Annotated in this window: 19 protein-coding genes; 2 read left to right on the top strand and 17 right to left on the bottom strand. The window is 33.6% G+C overall.

Features of this window, described 5'->3' with window-relative positions; all coding sequences use genetic code 11:
• Nucleotides 1-79: 79 nt before the first annotated feature.
• From BUR17_RS12665 to BUR17_RS12615, 11 genes are all read right to left on the bottom strand, one after another.
• Entirely contained in the window at nt 80-799 is a 720-nt protein-coding gene (locus tag BUR17_RS12665; RefSeq protein ID WP_074230725.1) for a DUF3667 domain-containing protein, read from the bottom strand.
• Between the two features lie 7 nt (nt 800-806).
• Nucleotides 807-1,187, bottom strand: coding sequence for a hypothetical protein (locus BUR17_RS12660; RefSeq protein WP_074230724.1), 381 nt, complete (start codon nt 1,185-1,187; stop codon nt 807-809).
• 47 nt (nt 1,188-1,234) lie between these two features.
• The gene (locus BUR17_RS12655; RefSeq protein WP_074230723.1) at nt 1,235-1,966 is read right to left on the bottom strand and encodes an ABC transporter ATP-binding protein; all 732 of its coding nucleotides are present in this window, start codon (nt 1,964-1,966) and stop codon (nt 1,235-1,237) included.
• A 169-nt stretch (nt 1,967-2,135) separates the two neighbouring features.
• On the bottom strand, nt 2,136-3,599 hold the full coding sequence (locus tag BUR17_RS12650; protein ID WP_074230722.1) for a DUF5687 family protein: 1,464 nt from the start codon (nt 3,597-3,599) through the stop codon (nt 2,136-2,138).
• Between the two features lie 88 nt (nt 3,600-3,687).
• Complete coding sequence (locus BUR17_RS12645; RefSeq protein WP_074230721.1) at nt 3,688-4,113, bottom strand: hypothetical protein; 426 nt, start codon at nt 4,111-4,113, stop codon at nt 3,688-3,690.
• Nucleotides 4,114-4,115: 2 nt separating this feature from the next.
• On the bottom strand, nt 4,116-4,664 hold the full coding sequence (locus tag BUR17_RS12640) for a hypothetical protein (protein ID WP_074230720.1): 549 nt from the start codon (nt 4,662-4,664) through the stop codon (nt 4,116-4,118).
• Between the two features lie 34 nt (nt 4,665-4,698).
• Nucleotides 4,699-5,178 carry a hypothetical protein gene (locus tag BUR17_RS12635; protein ID WP_074230719.1) on the bottom strand — a complete coding sequence of 160 codons (480 nt, stop codon included), beginning with the start codon at nt 5,176-5,178 and terminating at the stop codon, nt 4,699-4,701.
• A gap of 95 nt (nt 5,179-5,273) precedes the next feature.
• The gene (locus tag BUR17_RS12630) at nt 5,274-7,115 is read right to left on the bottom strand and encodes a M1 family metallopeptidase (protein WP_074230718.1); all 1,842 of its coding nucleotides are present in this window, start codon (nt 7,113-7,115) and stop codon (nt 5,274-5,276) included.
• Nucleotides 7,116-7,305: 190 nt separating this feature from the next.
• A complete protein-coding gene (locus BUR17_RS12625) occupies nt 7,306-7,779 on the bottom strand; it encodes a DUF1572 family protein (RefSeq protein ID WP_074230717.1) in 474 nt (157 codons plus the stop codon).
• Nucleotides 7,780-8,054: 275 nt separating this feature from the next.
• Complete coding sequence (locus BUR17_RS12620; RefSeq protein WP_074230716.1) at nt 8,055-9,746, bottom strand: DUF6909 family protein; 1,692 nt, start codon at nt 9,744-9,746, stop codon at nt 8,055-8,057.
• Between the two features lie 283 nt (nt 9,747-10,029).
• Nucleotides 10,030-12,525 (bottom strand): toxin-antitoxin system YwqK family antitoxin, encoded by a 2,496-nt coding sequence (locus tag BUR17_RS12615; protein WP_074230715.1) that lies wholly within the window; start codon nt 12,523-12,525, stop codon nt 10,030-10,032.
• Nucleotides 12,526-12,741: 216 nt separating this feature from the next.
• On the opposite strand from BUR17_RS12615, the gene BUR17_RS12610 reads away from it, so the two are divergent.
• Both BUR17_RS12610 and BUR17_RS12605 read left to right on the top strand, forming a co-directional pair.
• Nucleotides 12,742-14,937 (top strand): glutamine synthetase III family protein, encoded by a 2,196-nt coding sequence (locus BUR17_RS12610; RefSeq protein WP_074231217.1) that lies wholly within the window; start codon nt 12,742-12,744, stop codon nt 14,935-14,937.
• Nucleotides 14,938-15,275: 338 nt separating this feature from the next.
• Nucleotides 15,276-15,965, top strand: a complete 690-nt coding sequence (locus BUR17_RS12605) for a C40 family peptidase (protein WP_074230714.1) — start codon at nt 15,276-15,278, stop codon at nt 15,963-15,965.
• A gap of 182 nt (nt 15,966-16,147) precedes the next feature.
• On the opposite strand, the gene BUR17_RS12600 is transcribed toward BUR17_RS12605, so the two are convergent.
• The 6 genes from BUR17_RS12600 to BUR17_RS12575 all read right to left on the bottom strand — a co-directional run bounded on the left by BUR17_RS12600 (nt 16,148) and on the right by BUR17_RS12575 (nt 22,542).
• Nucleotides 16,148-16,729, bottom strand: a complete 582-nt coding sequence (locus tag BUR17_RS12600) for a pentapeptide repeat-containing protein (RefSeq protein WP_074230713.1) — start codon at nt 16,727-16,729, stop codon at nt 16,148-16,150.
• A gap of 134 nt (nt 16,730-16,863) precedes the next feature.
• A complete protein-coding gene (gene rodA / locus BUR17_RS12595; protein WP_074230712.1) occupies nt 16,864-18,111 on the bottom strand; it encodes a rod shape-determining protein RodA in 1,248 nt (415 codons plus the stop codon).
• Nucleotides 18,108-20,135, bottom strand: coding sequence for a peptidoglycan D,D-transpeptidase FtsI family protein (locus BUR17_RS12590; protein WP_074230711.1), 2,028 nt, complete (start codon nt 20,133-20,135; stop codon nt 18,108-18,110). Before BUR17_RS12590 ends, rodA begins: the two co-directional genes overlap by 4 nt.
• Nucleotides 20,132-20,638, bottom strand: coding sequence for a rod shape-determining protein MreD (locus BUR17_RS12585; protein WP_074230710.1), 507 nt, complete (start codon nt 20,636-20,638; stop codon nt 20,132-20,134). Before BUR17_RS12585 ends, BUR17_RS12590 begins: the two co-directional genes overlap by 4 nt.
• Nucleotides 20,631-21,485, bottom strand: a complete 855-nt coding sequence (mreC, locus tag BUR17_RS12580) for a rod shape-determining protein MreC (RefSeq protein ID WP_074230709.1) — start codon at nt 21,483-21,485, stop codon at nt 20,631-20,633. Before mreC ends, BUR17_RS12585 begins: the two co-directional genes overlap by 8 nt.
• A 31-nt stretch (nt 21,486-21,516) precedes the next feature.
• Complete coding sequence (locus BUR17_RS12575; RefSeq protein ID WP_066678895.1) at nt 21,517-22,542, bottom strand: rod shape-determining protein; 1,026 nt, start codon at nt 22,540-22,542, stop codon at nt 21,517-21,519.
• Nucleotides 22,543-22,654: the final 112 nt, after the last annotated feature.

Here is a 22,654-nt window from a genome sequence, read left to right as displayed (position 1 = left end):
TTACAAACTTTTTTATTTTTTTTAAACAACATTAAAAAAACACGTCATTAAATTGTTTTAAATTAACTTGAACAAGGAATTACTCTCTAAAAAAAGCAAGAATAAACAGGGCTAAAAGCACCGTCGTTATTGACAAATATAACAAGTAACTGAATATGGTAAGGTAAAATACTTTGAATTTAGGAAGATGATTAAAGAACTGCAAATTGGTCCAGAAAATTAAAGCAAGATCAATGAACAATAATAATTTAACAATAAAATTTGTTGCAACCGGATCATTAAAAAGTAAAATAATGGGTAAGAACAAGATATGCACAATCAATCGCTGCGAAACCTTTAGTGCTTCAAAAATAAAATATTCCCAAAAGTTATATCCTACTTTCTTAAAAAACACCGCTGTGCTTAAAGCAAAAATAGGAATGGTAATAAAGACAAACCAATAATAATGTTCTAAAATTTCTTCAAAAACAGCTCCTGAAGTTCCGTTATCTTTAACGACAAGATTCACATTTGTCAAGTGATACACCAATGCGTAAAGCGTTGCCATAACAATCGACAGAGAAATCGGTTTGAAGTGGTGAACTCTTTTTCCTTTGATATAATCTTTGATGATATATCCAGGTTTCAGGAAAAGCTGTTTTGCGGTGTAGAGAATTCCCTTATCATAATGCAGAAGACCGTGCTCGATATCTTCCCAAAGAAATTTAGCATCAATTCGATGCGTATTTGCAGACTGACCGCAATGATTGCAGTATCTTCCTTCAAAAATATGTCCGCAATTTTTACAGGTTGTGGTCATTCAATATTTATTTCTTGTCCTGGTTGCAATTAGGTGTTGCTGTCATTACATCCAAAGACATATCCATCGCTTTTTTTGACTGCTTTTTGGCTTCGTCCAAATTTTCAGCTTTACTTGCTTTTATTCCGAAGGTAACAGCATTTAAAGCATAATTCTTCGCTAAAGGGCAATCGCAAATCAAAGCGTATGCAGAAGCTTGTTCGGCATCTTCTACCCCTTTTTTGATAAAGACTTTCGCATTATCTAAATTATCTGACTTGTAAGCGTTTTTAAATTTTTCAAAAGCCATTTCAGAATACGTCACCGACATATTGCAATTAGACTGAGAATATATTTTTAAAGGAATAAAAAAGATTCCGCAAAAAAGAATCAGGTTTAAAATCTTCATGGTATTGTGATTAAGATTTCATAAAAATAAGAATTTATTTTTACAAATTACTCAACACTCACCACATTAGAAACAGGCTTCACCTGATCTGCAAAATATTTTTCAAGATCTTGTAATGTTTCAGGAGTTGTCTGAATATCACGTACAACTTCGCCTTTATTTACCACCACAATTCTATTACAAACTTCTGTGGTATGCGCAAGATCGTGACTCGAAATTAAAAATGTTACTCCGTTTTCATTTGCAAAATCACGGATCATATTTTTAAGTTTGATCTGTGTAGAAGGATCAAGATTAGCAAAAGGCTCATCCAAAATAATGATCTCAGGCTTTCCGATTAACGCACCGACAATTCCTACTTTTTTCTGATTTCCTTTTGAAAGATCACGAACATATTTTCCTGCATTTACAATCTCGCCGTTGAATAAATCATGAAACTGCTTTAAAAACTCATCTACAGAAGCTTTATTCTGCCCTCTCAATTCGCCGATGAAATAGAAATATTCTTCAGGAGTAAGGTATCCAATCAAAAAGGTTTCATCGATAAAGGCAGAGACTTTGTTTTTCCAGGCTTCAGATTCGTTTACTTTAATGCCATCAACGCTTACAAATCCTGTTGTAGGCTGAATCAAATCAAGCATTAAGCTGAAAAGCGTTGTTTTCCCGGCTCCGTTGTTTCCTACCAAACCGAAGGTTTCGCCTTTAGTAATTTCAAGATTTTCTATATTAAGAACGGTTGCTGTACCGTAAGTTTTCTTTAAATTTTGTATTGTAATCATGTTGTTGAATGTTTGATTATGGGTGATGATATTAAATAATTAATTTACATTTCAATTACCATGGGTTCCACCCACGGCTATTTCAGTTTGACCTCTTCGAGGTCCCCAAAGTCTTATATTTAATTTTTTAAACTTGGCTCTTTTAACTTTTGCCTTGGGTCTTCAAAAATTAATCTTTTTTGAACGCTTCCAAAGTGCTGTACTTTTCAGTTTTATATTTTGTAATTATAATATCGAATATTTTTTCACGGAAGATAAATCCTAAAAGACCTAAAATTCCGACAGAAATTACGGCAACAGAAATTCCGAAGAAATAATTCATCAATCCGTAAACAGCCATTGGTAAAAGCATTTTTGGAATCATTAAAATAAATGCTTTGAAAGTGATTGTATTTTTTTGTCCGAATCTTTTTTCTTTAGAATTAAGATCAATTAAATTTTTATTGTACGCTCCCGACCAAAGTGTAAATTGAGAATTCACACCAATATTATATAATCCTGCAGCAAAAAATGCGAAGTAAACATTCCAGCCAAAATAGGCGTAAAACAAAGCAATGACAATCGAAATTGCAGTAACAATATTCATCAGCCACCATTTTCCTTTAAGGTATTCTTTATAAGGAACGTTCAGCGTCATCATCAACGGATAATATGCACTGTCAAAAGCCGGAACCCTTTGCCCGAAAGTAAACTGGAAACCTCCCGTTACAAAAAGCCCCATAAACATCATCATGGTTGGTGTTCTGTAGATGTCATTAGAAAACATCAGAAGTCCGTAAAAAATAAACATAAAACTTCCGATAAGAACGCCTTTTGTGACTTTATTACGTTTCAGCATTTTAATATCGTTATTGATAAAAGTTCCGATGGCTCCGTATTTATTAAGGAAAGCAATGTTTTCGGTTTTTCCGATTTCTTTTTTAGCTTCAAGACCTTCATCCAGATAAAAGCTTTTTCGGATGTAATTAAAGGTGATCTTCCAAAGACTGAAAAAGAGTATTACTGGAACTACCGCAAAATAAGGTCTCTCGTAAAGATTATAGAAAAACTTTTCTGAGTAAGATAAAACAGGAACAATTTCATAATAATTTAAAGCGGCAAAACCAGCAATCAGAACTCCTACGCCGATTGCAATATTTTCTTTATCATTAAATAAAAGATTGATGAAATTATTAAGGTAAAACAACGAAGAAACACCTATAAACCAAGTGAAAATCCCCAGAAAACCATAACCATTGAAAGCCAAAATCCCGCAAAAGGTTACAATAAATATAGAATTAAACCAACTCAGTGGCGTAAGAAATGTTTTAATTAAAGTATAATTAACAACGACTTTTTTAGGAATATTCAGCGTAAGAAAAGGCTTGATATTCTGCGTCGGAATCTGCTGAATCATATATTTGAAAACCAGATCGATCAACCAGCCGATGATCATAAAACGCGAAATAACCTTCAACGGATCTTCCTTCATTTCTTCCTGTACATAGAAGTACGCAATAAAAGACATCATTGCAAGCCATAAAATGAAGAAGCAAATCCCGATAATTCTGAAAATCTTCATGGCAAGATTGATCCCTACCGAAGATCCTCTAAAAAAACTTTTCCATTCCAACTTCAAAAATCTTTTAAACATAATTTACTTTTTGAATATTAGTAAAGAAAAGTTTAAAAATGTTACAGAATTTGTCACTAAATATGGGGATAGTTGCAATTTCCGATAATTAACGTTTAAGAAAAAGACTTTCAATTTTATCATATTCTCCATCTATAAAATACTGAAGATGTTGTAACGAAGTTTCAAAATCAATTGAGTAAACCACATCAAGAGCCATTTTTTCTCGCCTTCCCAAAAGACCGAATAAGATTTTTACATTTTTAGGTCTGTTATACCATAAAGAAAACTCTAAATCCTCTTCTTTATTATAATCCGATGTTAAACAAAAAGATCTCCCATTCTGAATGCATGTAAAATCTAACGACGGATTGTAATAAACCAATTCCTGATCTAGGCTGTCTGAAAATTTCAACCGCTCCATCCAAGGATAGTTCTTTGCTATGTCTAAAACATTTTTCGGCGAGAGTATTTCTTTTTTATATTCAATCTCTTTTTTATCCGGATGGCAAATAGAGTAAGTATAGGTTTTCATCACTAATATAGTTTTAAAAGTTTTTTAATTTCAGCATACAATACATTTAAGTACTCATTTTGCGCAGCACAGTTACCGTTAGAATAATTCCTGTAATCTCCATTATGAAGCGCTTGGAAAACAATTCCGAATCCGTCTGTACAGATTGGTTTCAAATTATAAGTCTGCTTTTCCCAAAATTTATTCTTATTTAGAATATTTTCAAAATTTTTGAATTCTTTTTCGGTAAGCTTTCTGTTTTGACATACAGTAATAGGATATTCAAACTCAGATGTTTTTTCGTTATAAATTGGCTGATTTAACTCATGAGAAGTCAAAAAATACCCAGATTTTCTTTTTTCGACATTGGTGAAAATTGTTTTCCCAAATGCAGACCACTTATAGAATTGATAAATTTTATCTTTTGAATCCGTTTTTTCAAACTTATAAATACATTCTAAATATTTTAAACCTGTTTGTTTTAAATATCCATCACAATTTTCTTTAGTAATCCCTTGAGAAAAAATTTGAGTTGATAGAAATATTAAAATCAAAAAAATTATCTTTTTCATTCTATAATTTATTTTTCTCTAATATAGAAACAAATCACTTCTTAATCATCGCACCCGCATCAAGGACATCTGAAAATCTTGCCAAAACCTGTCTGGATGAAACTTTAAAAAAGACACCAATGAAAATAAATCTTATTGCTAAAATCTGCAAAGGACAAACTAAAAGTAAAATGAGATGAAATGCTTTAGAATTTGAAATCAATTCAATGATCAAACCTAAAATAGGAAGAAAATACAAAACACATAGTAACATTTTAAAGTTGCGTTTGATTTCTACCAAGACTTCTCCTTCAGAATCATCCAAAAATCCTGTCAATTTACAAAACGAGCCTCCTCCAATATTCGATAAAAAAAGCTGAAATTTATTCTGATTTATGTTTCCTGTAAAAGACTTATCTATAAATGTTGAGATACTTTTTTCTGAAGTTTCTGTTCTTCTCTTTAATCTTTCTAAAGTTTTTTCTTTACTATCATTAAGCTTAAATTCGTAAATACTGGAAGGGAAAATTTTCATTTTTAATTATAGATTTTTAATATACAAACTTATCAAAAAATAATCCCCAAAGAAAAACTCTTCGGGGATTGATTATTATTTATTTAAACTAAAAGTTATTTCACTTCAACAAAATTATCTTCAGGATTCACATCTGCCAATCTTTGACTAGGATCTATTCCTAAAACGCTCAATTGAGATTTGTTATAAGGTATGGTAAACGTATATTCTTTCTGCGTCCACGGCCAGTATGGTAACGTCGTGAACGGTCCGAAAGTATATTCGGTTTTCCATGCATGCGTCATATTTAATGGAATTTGGTAATTTACCATTTTTTTATCTGCAGTCATCACAGAGAAATCAATAGGCATCGGAATCTGACCATTATTAATTAAAGTGATCGTTGTTGATTTGTCACCGTATTGAACGTCTTTAATTGCGTAATCAATGGTTTTGGTCGTATTGATCCAATAATGATGAAACCATTTCAGATCCATTCCCGAAACTTTCTGTGCAATGTGAAGAAAATCTCTATCGGTAGGATGTTTCATGCTCCATTCTCTGAAATATTCGGTCATGATTTTAGATAAATTTTCTTCTCCAACAATATATCCTAATTGCACCAAATACAATTCACCTTTCACATAACTTGCATAAGAATATGCTGTTCCGTTGTCGTGATGATCGCCTAACCAAACTGCAGGCTCTTCAATTTGTTTTTTTAGAAACTTTCTATAAGCATCAATCTTTTCAACGAAAGCATTCGGTCTGTTGTCTTTCGGCGGAAATAACTGATGCATCACGTAGCTTTCTGCATAACTTGTGAAACCTTCATCCATCCACGGTCTCACAGGTTCGTTAGTTGCTAACATTTGCTGATACCAAGAGTGAGAACCTTCGTGAGCCATTAAGCCCATCAAATCCTCAATGTTTTTTGCTTCACCCAAAATCATGGTACACATTCCGTATTCCATTCCGCCATCGCCACCCTGAATGAAAGCGTAAGAAGGATAAGCGTATTTCCCAAATTTAGAATTCATAATCTGGAAATATTTGGTGACATAGGATTTTGCTTCACCCCAAGCTTTCGTTTTATCATTTTTCAGATACACAAAATATACTTTCGGACCTTGAGGAACATCAAAACTTTCTACCGAATAATCTTTATCTGCAGCCCAGGCAAAATCGAGCATATTTTTGGCGGTCCATTTCCAGGTTGCTTTATTTTGATCAGCTTTAATCTGTGCTGATGCATCATACCCTTTTACTTCTTTTGGATTTAAAAGCGTACCTCCTGCTCCAACAACATAATCTTTATTAATTTTGATCGTTACATCAAAATCTGCAAACGGCGCGTGAAATTCTCTTCCCACATAATCGAAAGTTGCCCAACCGTCATAATCATATTCTGCGATTTTCGGATACCATTGCGTCATCGTCATATCAACACCTTCTTTATTGTTTCTTCCTGCTCTTCTGATCTGCTGAGGAATCACAGCATCCCATTCCATGGTGAAAGTTGTTTTTGAATGTGCTTTGATCGGTTTATCCAGATACACTTTCATTACTGTTTCCTGAATTTCATATTTCAGTTCTTTTCCGTTTTGTTTAATCCAGTGAATATTTTGTGCGCCTTCTTCACTTTTAGGAATTGAAGCCAATCTTGAAATTCCATCTTTTTGTAATCTAGAATCTCCATTTTTCCCTTGTGAAGCCACTCTTTGATCCATCATTGAATTAGGCTTAAAAGCATTCCAATACAAATGGAAATACACGACATTGAGTTCGTCGGGCGAATTGTTGCGGTATTTTAAAGTTTGAGTTCCCTGATAAGTAAATTGTTCTGCATTGACGTCGATATCCATTTTATATTGTGCAGCTTGCTGGTAATAGGCGTTTTGCTGTGCCTGAAACTGCGAAATAACAAATGCAAAAAGGATGATAAACGATTTTCTCATTGATAAATTTTATTTTTCTAAAGGTAGGTAATTTTTGAAAAAACCTCAAATACGGAGCGTTGATGAGGTTTTTCGTTGAAGTTTAGATGAGTTTTAGTTTTGATTGTTAAATTAGATTAAACACAAATATCACAAATGAAAATACAAATAGACACTAATAATTGCGTCATTAGTGAAAACATTCGTGTTATTAGTATTTAGATAAAATCATCTTTTTAATCAAAGTAATCTGACCTAAATGATAATAAGCATGCTCGATCATCCCGTCGATGTTTCTTAAATAAGTTCCGTATTTTTCATCAACAAAAACCTCATCTAATTTAGAATCCTGCATTTGCTCTAATAAAGTGGCGAACTTTTCAGAATCTTGCCAAAGTTTATTTAAAAGATTTTCCCATTCCTGTTGAGATTCAATCGGAGGAAGATCAAAGCTGAACTTATCTTTGATTTCCAAATCACCTCCTTCAAAGACATTCACCAATCCTGCAATGTAATAATCAATATGAAAAGTGAGCATTGCAATTGTATTTAAAGAATCAATTTTTGTAGTTGCCTGTTCCCATGTAACATCTGAAAGCTGTTCCTTAAAATTGGTATTGGCAATCCATTTTCCATCCAGTAAAACTTCTCGAAATCTTTTGCTTAATTGTGAAGTTGTGCTCATTGTTTTAAATTTTGTGATTTCTAAAGATAATATTTTTTAAATCTCTCACAGATTGCACAGATTTTCACAGATGACTGCGTATATTTTTTTCAAGAAGCCTTGTCAAGGTTTTGAACCTTGACAAGGCTAATAATTATAAATGTCACAAATTAAGAAACACAATTTTTAGCACAAATAAATTAGTGTCATTTGTGAAAAATATTTTTGCTATTCGTGGTTAAATAAAAAACCTCAAATGCAAAACATTCGAGGTTCATATTTAATTTAAAAATAAATTATTTTTTAGCAGTAATTTCTTTCTTTCCGCTTTGTAAAATCTTTTCAAGGATCCTTAAAGTAATCAGATAAGTTGGTTTTACACCTGTCAATCCCAAACCTCCCGAAGAAAGTGTAGCTCCTGTTTCTAAAGGATTATCTGAAGCATAGTAAGCGTAACTCACAAAAAGATCCGGCGCAATGTGATGTCTGATCTTTGATGCTACCTGAATTGCTTTCTGATAATGTGCACCTTCCATTTCAAGACCAATTGCTTTCCAAGAAGTATTCATAAAATACTGAAGAATATCTCTGTTTTGAAGGGATGTTCCCAAAACGGTAATCATCGGTCCTTCAAAAGCTTTTAACTCATCATCTTTAAAATCTTCCAATTTCAAAGCGTTTTCAAAAGGATAATTATCTGCCGTTCCTTCAAAAATATGAGAAGTAGGGATCATGATGTCTCCTTTTCCACCTTCAAGAATTCCGGCTTTCCCCATAATAGAAACTGATTTTACCTTCATCATATAGACTTCGCCTTTTTGCTCGAAAGGTCTCAACAATTCATCCATTACCTCAAAAGCCTGTTCGCCAAATGCATAATCGAAAACCATAATTACATCATCTCCGTCATATTTCAAATGTCCGAAAGGAGTATTTTTAAGATTTGTTTTGCTTAGATCAATGATCTGAACATCGATATTACTTCCGCTCTTATCGTTGATGTAAATTAAACCTTCTTCCAAAGCGTATTTTGAAACTTTATCACGAAGATCTTTTTTGTCTGAAATATCTCCGTAAAGTTTGTAATCTACTTCTTTAGTATCTTTTTTCTTTAAAGCATCATTCCCGTACAGCATATTTTTTACGGAATGCATGTTTGCCGAAATAATATGTAACGGACGCATGTGAAGATCATTTTCAAATAAAACTTCTTTCACTTTATTCGCCCATTTTTCTCCAAAATAATGGTGTCCTACTCTTTCTTTAAGAATTGCACTGAAATAAATTTCTCTCTCTCTGCTTTGTTTAGCATCTTCAAGACTTACTTTTCCTAAATGGTAAATAATTTTGAATAACCTGTCTGGATTTTCATCATCGCCAAAAGTATTGTAAGCATTTAAAGTTTCATCAAAAGTTCTTCCTATTAAAGAAGAAAGATGAATTAACGCCACTTCTTTTTCTCTTCTGCTGAATTTTTTCTCCCCTTTTACCACTTCTTCGATGATTTTGAAAGCTCTTGTCGGCTTCCAGTTTTCATCCTGAATAAATGCGAGGTTACGAATTTTATCTGCTTCTATAAATAAGAATGTTAAATGCGTAAGAATATCATAGATTTCTGAACGACCCAAAAGAACTTCAATATTCATTTGGTGCTCATCGATTCGGTAACAGTTTCTTCTTCTCTTTTTAGGAACGATTGGCTCGAAACTTCCTTTATCAAAACCTTCGTCTGATGTAAGATGAATGAAAGCGCATTCTTCAATACCTTCTGGAAGTCTGTCTAAAACATACATCAAACCATCCAATTCCAATTTGCTTGGAATGCTCATGGTACCGTAAATTTCCGGATTGATCGTCTTCAACAAACTTCTAATGCTTTCTCCAGAAACTCCACTCGGCTTAAAAAAACCTCTATAAAACAGGTGTCTCATAGATATGTATAGTCTTTCAATTGCCTCGGTGGTTTCTCTTGCTCTAGAATTTGTCATATATTAAAATTTTTATAAAAAGTCTGCTAAGTTACGAAAATTATTTTTAATAATTTAAAATGTTAAAAATCAACAATTTAAGCATTCAGCAAGAAAAACTGACTGCTCATTAAAAAGTTTTTTAAAGTTAAGATTAACCCTTCTATTCCGAAAGAAATTGAGAATAAGTTTTCTTCATATTGAGAAAGCTTTAATCAGCAACGACACTTCAACTTAGCTCAATGTGACATCTTTAAAAATCAACTTAATTCTTAAACACTTTTTGCCTGATCGAAGTCGAAGGTTATTCTTCTATATTTCTGATTTCTTCTTCTACTTTATCGAAAGATATTTTCTCTACGGTTTTCATCAACTTTCCTTTCAGATATAATTGTAAAGTATAAGTATTGTTTTGAGTTGGCGTAATTAAAATTCCGTCTTTTGGTTTTCCTGAAGAGTCAGTTTGTAATCCTGCAACAATTCGGTTTTCATCCGTTTCTTCCATCAATTTATTGCCAAGAATATTTTCTGATAATTTATTGAAAACCTCCTGAACAGAAGAAGCCTCATCAATAGAAATATAAGCTTTATAAAACAATTCAGTTCCTTCGCTCGGTTGTATAGACTGATCTACAGCATCCATTTTCTTGGAAATTATTTTTCCGTTTTCTTCAAAATAAAGAATAACACCTTCTTTATTACTTTGATTTATTGGATTGTTTGAAATAATATCAACCGATTTCCCATCAATAAAAAGCTCCTTTTTAAATTCTTTTTGCGAAGCTTCAATTTTAATGACTGCTTTTTTATTTGCCTGCATATCATTAATCTCAATTGTATTATTTTTCAATTCAAAATGAATCCGGTTAAAATAATGCATCGCAAACAGATCCCAATCAAAACTTTTTAAGACTCCGTTTTTCCAATACCTGATTACAAATCGTTTTCCGTTTAATACATATTCTGCGCCATCAAATATTTTTCCGTCTTTATAAGTTGATTTGATATCATAATATTGATGTCTGTAATTATCCATATTTTTCAGATAATCATTCGAATATTGAAATTTTGGAATTCCGTTTTCAAAATAATCAACCTGTTTAAACTCATGACTGTATTCGGTTTCAAAATATCCTGAAAAAGGTTTTCCATTTTTAAAAACACCTTCGTAAGAACCCTGTGGCTTTTCTGAGATTGTAAAAGAATAATCTTTAACCTTTACCAAAATTCCGTTTTCATATAGTTTTTGTTTTTTAATGTTATCCTTATTATAACGATCTTCAAAAAACACCTCTTCAGTAAGTTTTCCGTTTTTGAAAACTGAAGTTTTATCGTCGCCAACTAAAGTTCCATTGTAAGGCTCATCATTTCTATACTCTAAAGTTCCTACGATTTTTCCATCATCATAAAAAGTAGTCATTCCGTCTAGCTTTTCATTTTTGACAGTATAGGTTTTTTGTAAATTTTCTAATCTGTAGCTGAAAACTTTCTGCAAACCTTTTTTCTTAAAATTTTCTACTGAAATTAATTCCGCGACATTATCGCCAGTTTCAACAACAAAGATTCCATTGTACGGTTCTCCTTTTTTATAAGTTCCTTTTGCTACAATTTGTTGATCTTCATTTTTTGCGATTGCTTCTCCTTCTTTAATGCCATTTACATAATTTAAATTCACAATAAGTTCGCCTACATTTTCATTAAAATTTCCATTAAATGATTCTCCTTCTTTATATGTTCTTTTGTTTTTCAACTTTCCATTTTCAGAAAATTCTATTTCTTCACCATCTTTCAAACCATTGCGATAATTAGTTTCATAAGAAATCTCACCTTTCGGAAAATACAAAGTTTCCTTACCCGATTTTTCTCCATTAATAAAACTTGAAGCAGATTTTAAACCCGTTGCAAAATTATTGTGGAGGTAATAAGTATATTCAGTTCCATTTGCGATTCCGTTTCCGTATTTTTCAAAATGACTTTCATTTAAAGATTGAATTAACTTCCCTGATTTATCGAAATTCTTCTGTCCGATAGGTTTAAAACCATACGAACTGATTTCATAAACTATTTCCTGGGCAACCTGCTTCGAATCTTTCCAAAATATTTTTTCAGTGACAGTCTTTCTGTTTTTGGCTTTTTTTGAAGAACTTCCAACCTCATGCATTGGTGCCAAAAGCTCTACAGTTTGTGGTTCAACTCCAACCGTTTCCGGAATCGGTGGTGGCGGTGGCGGAACAGCCAAAATATCCGTTTTATTTTGTGATTCATCTTCAGACATAGAAACTTCTTCAACTTTTGCGTTATAGTCGTAATTGTCACTATTTTTTACTTTTTCAAAACTTCCGCTGATTGGTTTCCCTTTTTCAAAAAGTCCTTTCATCAAAACCGTTCCGTTAGTGCTGTAAATTACAGTCTCGACATGTTTTACTCCATTCTTATACTGTACTTTTTTTCGGATCTTACCATTGGTGTGGTAATAAGTTAAGCTGAGGTTTTTTGTATCGTTTCGATATTGACGAAAATTATCATCATTTCCGTTTTCATCATACCAAACAACGTCTCCTACGTAAGCATTTTCATCTTTTTTAAAAGCATAGCCTTCAAACTGTGGCGTTCCATTCATATAAAAATCCTGAATCAAAACCAATTCGCCAACTTCTTTCATCGGCACCAATCTATAATAAGATGCATTTGTTTTTGTGGTTACTTTCCAATCCTGATCATAATAAACAGGATCTGCATTCTGGCAGAAAAGTATTTGAAAGAATAAAAAAGAAATAATGAGTGCCGTTTTTTTTATCATTTAAGCTGGATTTACTCAAAAATAAGAAATTCTAAGCTGGATTTGCTTCTTTTTAGGAACAATCAATTTAAACCAACAACAAAACAAACACCCTTAAAACAAACAGGGGTCAATTCATTTTTAAACTATTTAATAAAAAATATCATGAAAAATACAGGGGTGTTTTATTTTGAAACCATATTTTTTGTAAATTTGCACTGTAAAATCAAACCCAATATGTCAACTTTAAGATTCAAAGCGTTAGAAACTTTACCATTCAAGGACTTTAGAAAAGATAATTCTATAGAAGTTCCTGCGAAATTGTCAGAACTATTCTGTCAAAATGTTTTCTCTGAAGAAACGATGAGAGAATATTTAACAAAAGAGGCATTCCAATCTATTTTGGATGCGATGAAAAAAGGAACAAAAATCCAGAGACACATCGCAGATCAGGTAGCTGTAGCAATGAAAGACTGGGCAATGAGCAAAGGGGTTACCCACTATACTCACTGGTTTCAGCCATTAACAGGTACTACTGCAGAAAAACACGATTCTTTCTTCACTCCAATTGAAGGTGGAAGAGCCATCGAAAGATTCAGCGGAAACTTATTGATTCAGCAAGAACCGGACGCATCTTCTTTCCCGAATGGTGGTATCAGAAATACTTTTGAAGCAAGAGGTTATACAGCTTGGGATCCTACTTCTCCGGCATTTATCATGGGAACTACTTTGTGTATTCCTTCAATCTTTATTTCTTACACAGGAGAAACTTTAGATTACAAAGCGCCTTTATTAAGAGCTTTGAATGCTGTAGATGAAGCTGCAACCAACGTAATGCAGTATTTTGACAAAAATGTAACGAAAGTAACTCCTACTTTAGGTTGGGAGCAAGAATATTTCTTGGTTGACTCAGCATTGTATCAATCTCGTCCGGATTTAGTTTTAACAGGTAAAACTTTATTAGGACATTCTCCTGCAAAAGGACAACAATTAGATGACCATTATTTCGGTTCAATTCCTACAAGAGTAATGAACTTTATGAAAGAGTTGGAAATCGAATGTATGAAATTGGGAATTCCGGTTACTACAAGACACAATGAGGTTGCGCCAAACCAATTTGAGCTAGCTCCAATGTTTGAAGAAGTAAACGTTGCTGTTGACCACAACTCTTTGTTGATGGACGTTATGGCAAGAATTGCTCACAGACACCATTTCCACATCTTATTCCACGAAAAACCATTCGCAGGAGTAAACGGAAGCGGAAAGCACAACAACTGGTCTTTAGCCACTGATACAGGTGAAAACTTGTTGAGCCCTGGAAAAAATCCTAAGAAAAACTTACAGTTCTTAACATTCTTCGTAAACGCTATTAAAGCAGTACACGAATATGCAGATCTTTTGAGAGCAAGTATTGCTTCGGCAAGTAATGACCACAGATTGGGTGCAAACGAAGCTCCACCAGCAATTATTTCTGTGTTTATCGGAAGTCAGTTGTTCAGAGTTTTGGAAGAGCTTGAAAAGGTAACTGAAGGAAAACTTTCTCCAGACGAAAAGACAGATTTAAAACTAAATGTTGTTGGAAAAATCCCTGAAATTTTGTTGGACAACACCGACAGAAACAGAACTTCTCCATTTGCATTTACAGGAAATAAATTTGAAATCAGAGCGGTAGGTTCTTCTGCAAACTGTGCAGAATCTATGACCGTAATGAATACGATTGCTGCAAAACAATTAAACGATTTCAAGAAAGAAGTTGATGCTTTAATTGAAACAGGTCTTAAAAAAGACGAAGCAATTTTCAATGTTTTGAGAGAATACATCAAACAGTGTAAAAACATTATGTTTGAAGGTGACGGATATTCTGAAGACTGGGCTATAGAAGCTGAAAAAAGAGGATTAAACAACTGGAAAACCACTCCTGAAGCATTGAAACAGGAAATGAACCAGAAGTTTGTAGATCTTTACGAAGAAATAGGAATCTTCAACCACAGAGAAGTAGAAGCAAGAAACGAAATCAAACTAGAAAAATATTCTACTGTTATTGATATTGAAGCAAGAGTATTGAGTGATATCGCAAGAAACCACATCATTCCTTCCGCTTTAAATTATCAAAACAGATTAATTGAGAATGTAAAAGGTCTTAAAGAAATCTTCGGAGATAAAGAATTTAAAACATTGGCTAAAGAGCAAATGAGTTTGATTACAAATATCTCTGAAAACGTTTCTAAAATTAAATTAGGCGTTGAAGATTTGATTAAAGCAAGAGAAGCAGCAAAAGCTGTAACAGAAAGTCAGACGCAGGCAGAAGATTACTGCAACAAAGTAAAACCTCTATTTGATATTATCAGAGATGCTTCTGATGATCTTGAAATGATGGTTGATGATGAGCTTTGGCCAATGACGAAATATAGAGAAATGTTATTTACAAGATAACATCTGTAAAGTTCCATATTAGTGAGGTTCTCCGGTTTTCCGGGGAACTTTTTTTATAACTTATTAATACTATTTTTAGAATTGCAAGAAATAAGAAACTCTGATAAATAAAGGAATTCGAATATATTTTGTTAAAAAATCTTAATAAAAAAAAATGCACAATCACTAAAACAGGCGCATTACAGCCATTATTTCTTTAACATAGTTAAGCAAGATGTTAAAATGTGTTAAATCAAGAACCTGATAATAATCATACTGAGGTCGCCTTAGCAAGAATCTCTACTTTTGTAAGGCTTTAGGGAAATAAATATTTCTTTTTCAACCGGAAATTAAAAAATATGAAGAAAAGAGTTTTGTTTTATTTAGTTGCTTTCGTTTCAACAATATCACTACAATCATGCGTAACCAATTACGTGGTTTCAAAACCGGCAACTTACACTAAAGAATACAAAACAGATGCCAAACTTGCTACAATAGATACTAAGATGGAGAATGATAAAAAGTTGTTAATCAACTCTTTCATCTCTGAAAAAGCAGTGGCACTTGCAAACGCAAAAAATTCTTTAAAAAATTCTGAAATCGCAAAAGCGATCAAACATAATAAGACAATTGATAATATCTTAGCAGAAGCTCAAACTTATATTGGAACTCCTTACAGATACGGAGGAATGACAAGAAAAGGAATTGATTGTTCAGCATTTGTATTATCAGTATTCGGAGCTGCAGCTGGCCTTACTTTACCAAGAGTGGCAGCGTCTCAATCTCAGGAAGGAGAAGCGATAGATAAAGAAAACCTTCAGAAAGGAGATTTAATTTTCTTCTCTCACGGAAAAAGAATTTCTCACGTAGGAATTGTAGAAAACGTAACTGAAGAAGGTGAAATAATGTTTATTCACGCAGCAACATCAAAAGGGGTAATGATCTCATCATTGAATGATTCTTATTGGGGACCAAAATTCAGGTTTGCAAAAAGAGTAATCAATGAAAACGGAGATAACTACAACAACTTAGCATCTACTAGTTTTTAGTCTTAAATAATTGATTATATAAATGAAGCCATCAGATTTGATGGCTTTAATTTTTTTATATTGTTTTCTTTACTTTATCTTGAAGTGGAAACTATTAAAAATTCAAATTTTATCTGTAGAATCGGGCTTTAGCCCGTTCCTATTGATGCGATGTGAAATTTCAGTTCTTTAAATAATTTAAATCAGCTGTTTTTATCAATTTCTATATCAAATCGACGCAAGAGCCCATGAACTTCAGAAAGTGAAAATTTGGTCTTTTTAAGCCTGTTAGATTCAGGATTGATGGTGTAATTGAATGAAGTTCTTAAATCTGCTTTTTCTAAATTGGTTTTTTCGAATGTCGCTCCGCTAAAATCGCAGTTTGACAAGACAGAATTAGAAAGATCACATTCTGCAAAATCAACTTCAATCAGTTTAGAATTTTTAAATAATGTTCTTTTAATCGTTGTTTTATAGAATACCGAATTATTTAAAGCACATCCGTCAAACCTGAAAGACATTCCAAATTCATTACAGTCATCGAAATGCATTCCGAACATTTTGCAGTCTTTAAAAACAACATCACGAAAAGCAGTTCCGGCTAATTTGGTCATGCTTAAATTACAATCGACAAATTCACAGTTGGTAAATTTGAATTCTGAGAGATTTACATATTCAAAATTGCAGTTTTGGAAAGTACAATTCTCATATTCGCCAAGTTCTAAAGGCTGTTGTACAAAATTTATATTATCGAAATTGTCATCAATAACGTAAGCTTCTCTCATAAACTTTTATGATTTTATTTAATGGAAAATTAATAGAAATTTTATCTCGCTGATTTTGCAGATTGAGCAGATTTTAAATATAATGTTTAAAGAATGATTGTAAACTTCCATCATCCCGCTCCTGACTTCCAGCTCTAAACCAAACTGTTTTTGTCTGCGTAATTGAGTTTAAAGAAAATAAAGGTCATCATAGAAAAGGCAAGCAACGAACTTCCACCGTAACTGAAGTATGGCAACGGAATTCCAACGGTTGGAAACAAGCCCATAACCATGCCTAAATTAATCGAAAAGTGCATCAACAGGATGGAAGCAAAACAATACCCGAAAACCCGGTTAAATATGGATTTCTGCTTTTCTGCAAGATAATAGATCCGCCCGATAAAAATCATATAAGCAAAAACAAGAACTGCGCTTCCTACAAAACCCCATTCTTCTCCAACGGTACAGAAAATATAATCGGTTTCCTGCTCAGGAACAAACTTTCCCTGGGTTACAGAACCTTCACGGAATCCTTTACCAAACATTCCTCCGGAACCAATCGCTGTTTTTGAATATAATAAATTATATCCTGAAGTGTCCCGGAATTCTCTTTCTCCTTTATACAAAACCTCGACACGTTCCTGTTGGTGTTTTGGTAATTTTTCAAAAATAACAGGCGAAATAAATGACAATGCCGCCAATAACAGAATCACTCCTACTCCCGGTAAAAGGGTGTAAATATTTTTACGAAGCAGAGCTGCATTAAATAAAAACCATAAAAGACCAATTACAATAATAAACACCGTGAAATACCACAAGCTCCATTTCAATGGATCATTAAGGTAATTCGCAATAAGAAATACCGCCCCAAAAAGTCCACCAATCAAAAATAATTTCCCAGAAAGACCTTCTCTGTATAACGCAATAAAAAATGCAGTAAATACAAGCAATGATCCAACATCGGGAATTGACAGTACAACAACCGCAGGAATACCAATGATTGCCAACGCTGTTAATAATGATTTTGTATTTTTAAGATCAAAGTCTGCTCCGGAGACATAATTTGCCAACATTAAAGCTGTTCCTATTTTTGAAAACTCTACGGGCTGCATCGTGAAACTTCCGAATTTATACCAGTTTTTCTGTCCGAGAATTTCTGTTCCGAAAACATGAAGACCAGCAAGCATCAAAACTCCGCCAATATAAATAATCCCCGACATGTTCTCGAAAAACTTACTTCTGCTGAAGAAAATAATTAAGCCTACAAAAATTGAAATTCCGAAAAAGATCAATTGTTTTTTACCCAAACCTTCGTCTACACTGTAAATATTGGCTATCGCAAATAAGCAAAGCAAAAAATACAACCCAAGACCTAATTTATCTATTCCTTCTGTCCACTTCATGGTTTTACGGTTTTTTGGGATTTAACATTTTGGGCTTTTTGCAACTTTTCTTTTGCTTTTTTCACAAGATTCAAACTATCCTGTATTCTTTTAAGCTTTATAGAATCTGGCTTTGGTTCTTTATACAGACCTTTTCTTTTCAGATCGACAATCCATTGCCTTTTATATTCAGGCATAAAGCTTGACGTAATCATTTTTTTGTAAAGATGTTCACGTTTAAGATCTCCAGTAATATATTTTTCGGCAATTACCGTACAAGCGGGACCTGCCCAAGTTGCTCCAAATCCGGCATGTTCCATTACAGCAACTACCACAATTTTTGGTTTATCTGCAGGAGCAATTAAAACGAAAATTGAATTATCTTTTCCTTGCGGAACCTGTGCAGTTCCGGTTTTTGCCAACTGAGTAAAATCTTTAGACATCAAACCTCTTGCAGTTCCTCTTAAAACTACCGCTTCCATTCCTTTTAAAACAGGTTCGAAATGTTTTGGATCAACTAAAGTATGATGTTTCTTTTTGAATCTCGGATCGGGATTAGGTCTACCATCAATCGATTTTACAATGTGTGGCGTAAAATACCACCCTCTATTGGCAATTGCTGCAACATAATTAGCAAGCTGTAAAGGCGTTACCATTACATCACCCTGCCCCATTCCGTTGTAAATTGCTCCGGTTGACATTTCATCCCAATTCTTGTAATCTTGTCTTGTAGAACCATTTGCTTTGATGATGGCTTTAAATCTTCTTTCATAAAAATCCCCCGAAGGAATTCTTCCTTTTGCCCCTACTGCAAAATCATTATTTAAAAATTCACCAACACCAAAGCTGCTCATGATTTTTTTCCATTCGTCAACACCTTTTGATGGATTTCCAGGATATTTTTTAATGATTGCAATAAATGCGTAAGTAAAGAAACAATTACTAGAAACCTGAATTGAAGGAATCAAAGGATCTGCTCCACCGTGACCTTTAATTCTTTTTCCTTTGTAGAAAAATCCGCCACCGCATGGGAAAATTGTCTTTTCATCCATCACACCCATTTGCATCGCTGCCAAAGCCGTCAACAATTTGAAAGTAGATCCGGGAGGATAACCCGCCTGTAAAGAACGGTCGAAAGTCGGTTTGTTTTCGTAAATAGTATCTTTCGAAAGGGCGTAAAGATTTTTAGATTTGTTTGGTCCTGTAAAAAGATTTGGATCAATATCCGGTCCGGTTGCTGCAACCAAAACTTCACCATTATTTGGATCTAAAGCCACAACTGCACCATGTTTGTTCACCAGCATTTCTTCAGCCATTCTCTGAAGATCATAATCAATCGTCAAAGTAATGTCTTTTCCAGTAATAACATCTCTGTCTAAAGATCCGTTTTTGTAGGGTCCAACATTTCTGAGCTTGATATCTTTTTGGATATATTTAATTCCTTTTATTCCACGAAGTTCTTTCTCATAAGATTTTTCAACACCAGTTTTACCGATAAGGTCACCCGGAAGGTAATAAGTAGAATCTTTTTTAATTTCCCTATCGTTGACTTCACTTGTATATCCCAAAAGATTTCCGGAAGTAGAAACTTCGTATTGTCTTTGCGGACGCTGAACGATACTGAAAGCCGGATATTTAAATATAATTTCCTGAACTCTTGCTATTTCTTCTCTGCTCAGATCTTTAATAAAAGTCATCGGCGTGAGTTTGGAATAGTATTTTTCAGCTTTAATTAAATTGATTCTTTTAATGAAATCTCCTTTCTCAATTTTCATTAAACTACAGAAAGCCAAAGTATCAAAATCGGGTTTCATCAAAGCCTGAGTAAAAGAAATTTCATAAGCAGGCTGGTTTCCCACCATAATTTTCCCGTTTCTGTCGAAAATAACTCCACGTTGTGGAATTACATATTCGGTTTTGATGGAAGTATTGGCTGCATTCAGTGCATAACGATCTGTAAACAGCTGTAAATAAGAAAGCCTTGCTACAAAAATAAGAGCAATGACAACGAGAATCGTTAAGATTTTTATATGGCGTGTGTTCAAACTTTCTGTTTGATTTTAAAGATTAATGCGTAAACTATGATAAATATAAAGGAAATTCCACTAGTTACCAACACATTAAGTAAGATTTCAAAAATTCTGCTGAATTTAAAGAACTCGATATACTGCACCAAAAGCTGATGCAGGAAGATACTTGAAAACAGAAACAATAAAAACTGCGTCCATTGCAAAGACTGAAATGAAAAGAAATCTGTAGAAGTATCTGTAGACGTACGGAAAATCAACGTACGGAAATAAGCAATCATTGTAGTCGCCAAAGCATTGATTCCCCAAGAATATAAAAAGGCATCAATTGACAAACCGATTAAGAAACTTAAAGCTAAAAACTGAAATTTATTTCTGAAAAAAGGATAAAACATAACAAAAACCGGATATAAAACCGGAGTGAATTTACCGAACAGCGTAATCCTGTTCAATACAAAAATCTGTAATGCAACCAGAAAAGCCATGATCAAAAGATCTGTAAATACGGTTCTGCTAATCATTTTCTTTTTTTATTACAGCTTGCATGGTATCCTGAATTTTCTGAACCTCAGCTTTTTTAAGATTTTTGACAACGTAAACTTTATTCAAAGCTCCCATTTTCTCACTTAATTCTACTGAAATATCCCAAAATCCTGTTTTATTATCTACGGTGTAGCCCGCAATTTTACCAATCATAACCCCTTTAGGAAAAATCGCTGATTTTCCGTCGGTTTCTATCGTGTCACCAATTTTCAGGGAAACATATTTTGGCACATCTGCCAAATGCATCAATCGGGAATTATCTCCTTTCCACGTTAAAGTTCCGAAATATCCTGAGTTTTTCAGTGAAGCATTAATCCTGATTTTATTTACACTCAAAACAGATTGCACTAAAGCATAACTGTCGGTAGAATTAATAACAATTCCGGCAATTCCTTTTGGAGCCATTACGCCCATTTGAGGATAAACACCGTCTCTTGTGCCACGGTTAATTGTAAAATAATTGTTTCTTCTGTTAATGCTGTTGAAAACAATTTCGCCATCTACAAAAGTATAGATTTGCCCGCCTCCCAAAGTATCGTGTACTTTTCTGAATTGAGGATTTGCAGCGCCTTGTTTTCCATAAAGCTCAACCATTAAAGCCTTATTTTGAGCAACAAGATCTTCATTGGTCTGTTTCAGTTTTAAATAAGAAACACCTTCATCAATATATCCTGAAACCCAGGAATTGAAAGCCGCAGTCTGACCTGCAAGCCAAGATTGCTGCATAGCATTCTTAGAGAATATCAAAATGAGAGCAATAATTTGCAGGAAAATAAAGAATACAAAAAGAGCATTCTTCGAAAATAATCTCAGCAAAAATCCCATTTAGATAAAAAGTCGTAAAGAGTTAAAAAATTTATTTAATTAAGAAATTGAATTTATCCATATTCTTAAGTGCAATACCCGTTCCGCGAACAACAGCTCTCAAAGGATCTTCTGCCACGAAAACCGGAAGCCCCGTTTTCTTGTGTAATCTGTCTGCAAGACCTCTCAACAAGGCACCACCACCCGCAAGATAAATACCTGTTTTGTAAATATCTGCAGCCAATTCCGGCGGCGTAAGAGAAAGAGTTTCCATTACAGAATCTTCAATTCTGATAATTGATTTATCCAAAGCACGAGCGATTTCTTTATACCCAACCATAATTTCTTTTGGTTTACCGGTAATAAGATCTCTACCTTGTACTGGAATATCGTCGATATCTACATCTAAATCTTCAACTGCAGAACCTACTTCAATTTTCACTCTTTCAGCAGTTCTTTCTCCGATGTATAAGTTATGATGCGTTCTTAAAAAATAAGCAATATCGTTAGTAAATACATCACCTGCAATTTTTACAGATTTATCACAAACAATACCTCCCAAAGCAACAACAGCGATTTCGGTAGTACCACCACCTATGTCGATAATCATATTACCTTCTGGTTTCTGTACATCGATACCAACTCCTATTGCAGCAGCCATTGGCTCATAAATCAAACGTACTTCTTTTGCGTTTACTTTCTGAGCAGAATCTCTTACCGCTCTTTTTTCAACTTCTGTAATTCCTGAAGGAATACAGATCACAATTCTTAAAGCAGGCTGAATAAATCTTCCTTTGATTCCCGGAATTTTTTTGATAAATTCTTTGATCATGTGCTCTGAAGCGTGGAAATCTGCAATAACTCCATCTTTCAATGGACGGATAGTTTTTATATCTTCATGAGTTTTACCCTGCATATGTTTTGCCTGTTCTCCAACAGCAATCGGCTTTCCCGTAGAACGTTCTATTGCAACAATAGAAGGTTGATCAATAACAATTTTATTATTATGGATGATAAGCGTGTTGGCAGTTCCAAGGTCTATCGCAATTTCTTGCGTAAACATATCGAATAAACTCATAATTTTCTCCTTGATTTAAGTTTACAAAGATATAAATTATACAATAGTAACGATTACAAAGTTTTATATAATTTGGTTAAAATTTTATTAAAATTGAAATTTTTTCTTAATT

This window comes from Chryseobacterium scophthalmum, from assembly GCF_900143185.1.
Classification (GTDB): domain Bacteria; phylum Bacteroidota; class Bacteroidia; order Flavobacteriales; family Weeksellaceae; genus Chryseobacterium; species Chryseobacterium scophthalmum.
The sequence above is the reverse complement of the archived record's forward strand: the minus strand, read 5'-3'. Positions and strand labels throughout refer to the sequence as shown.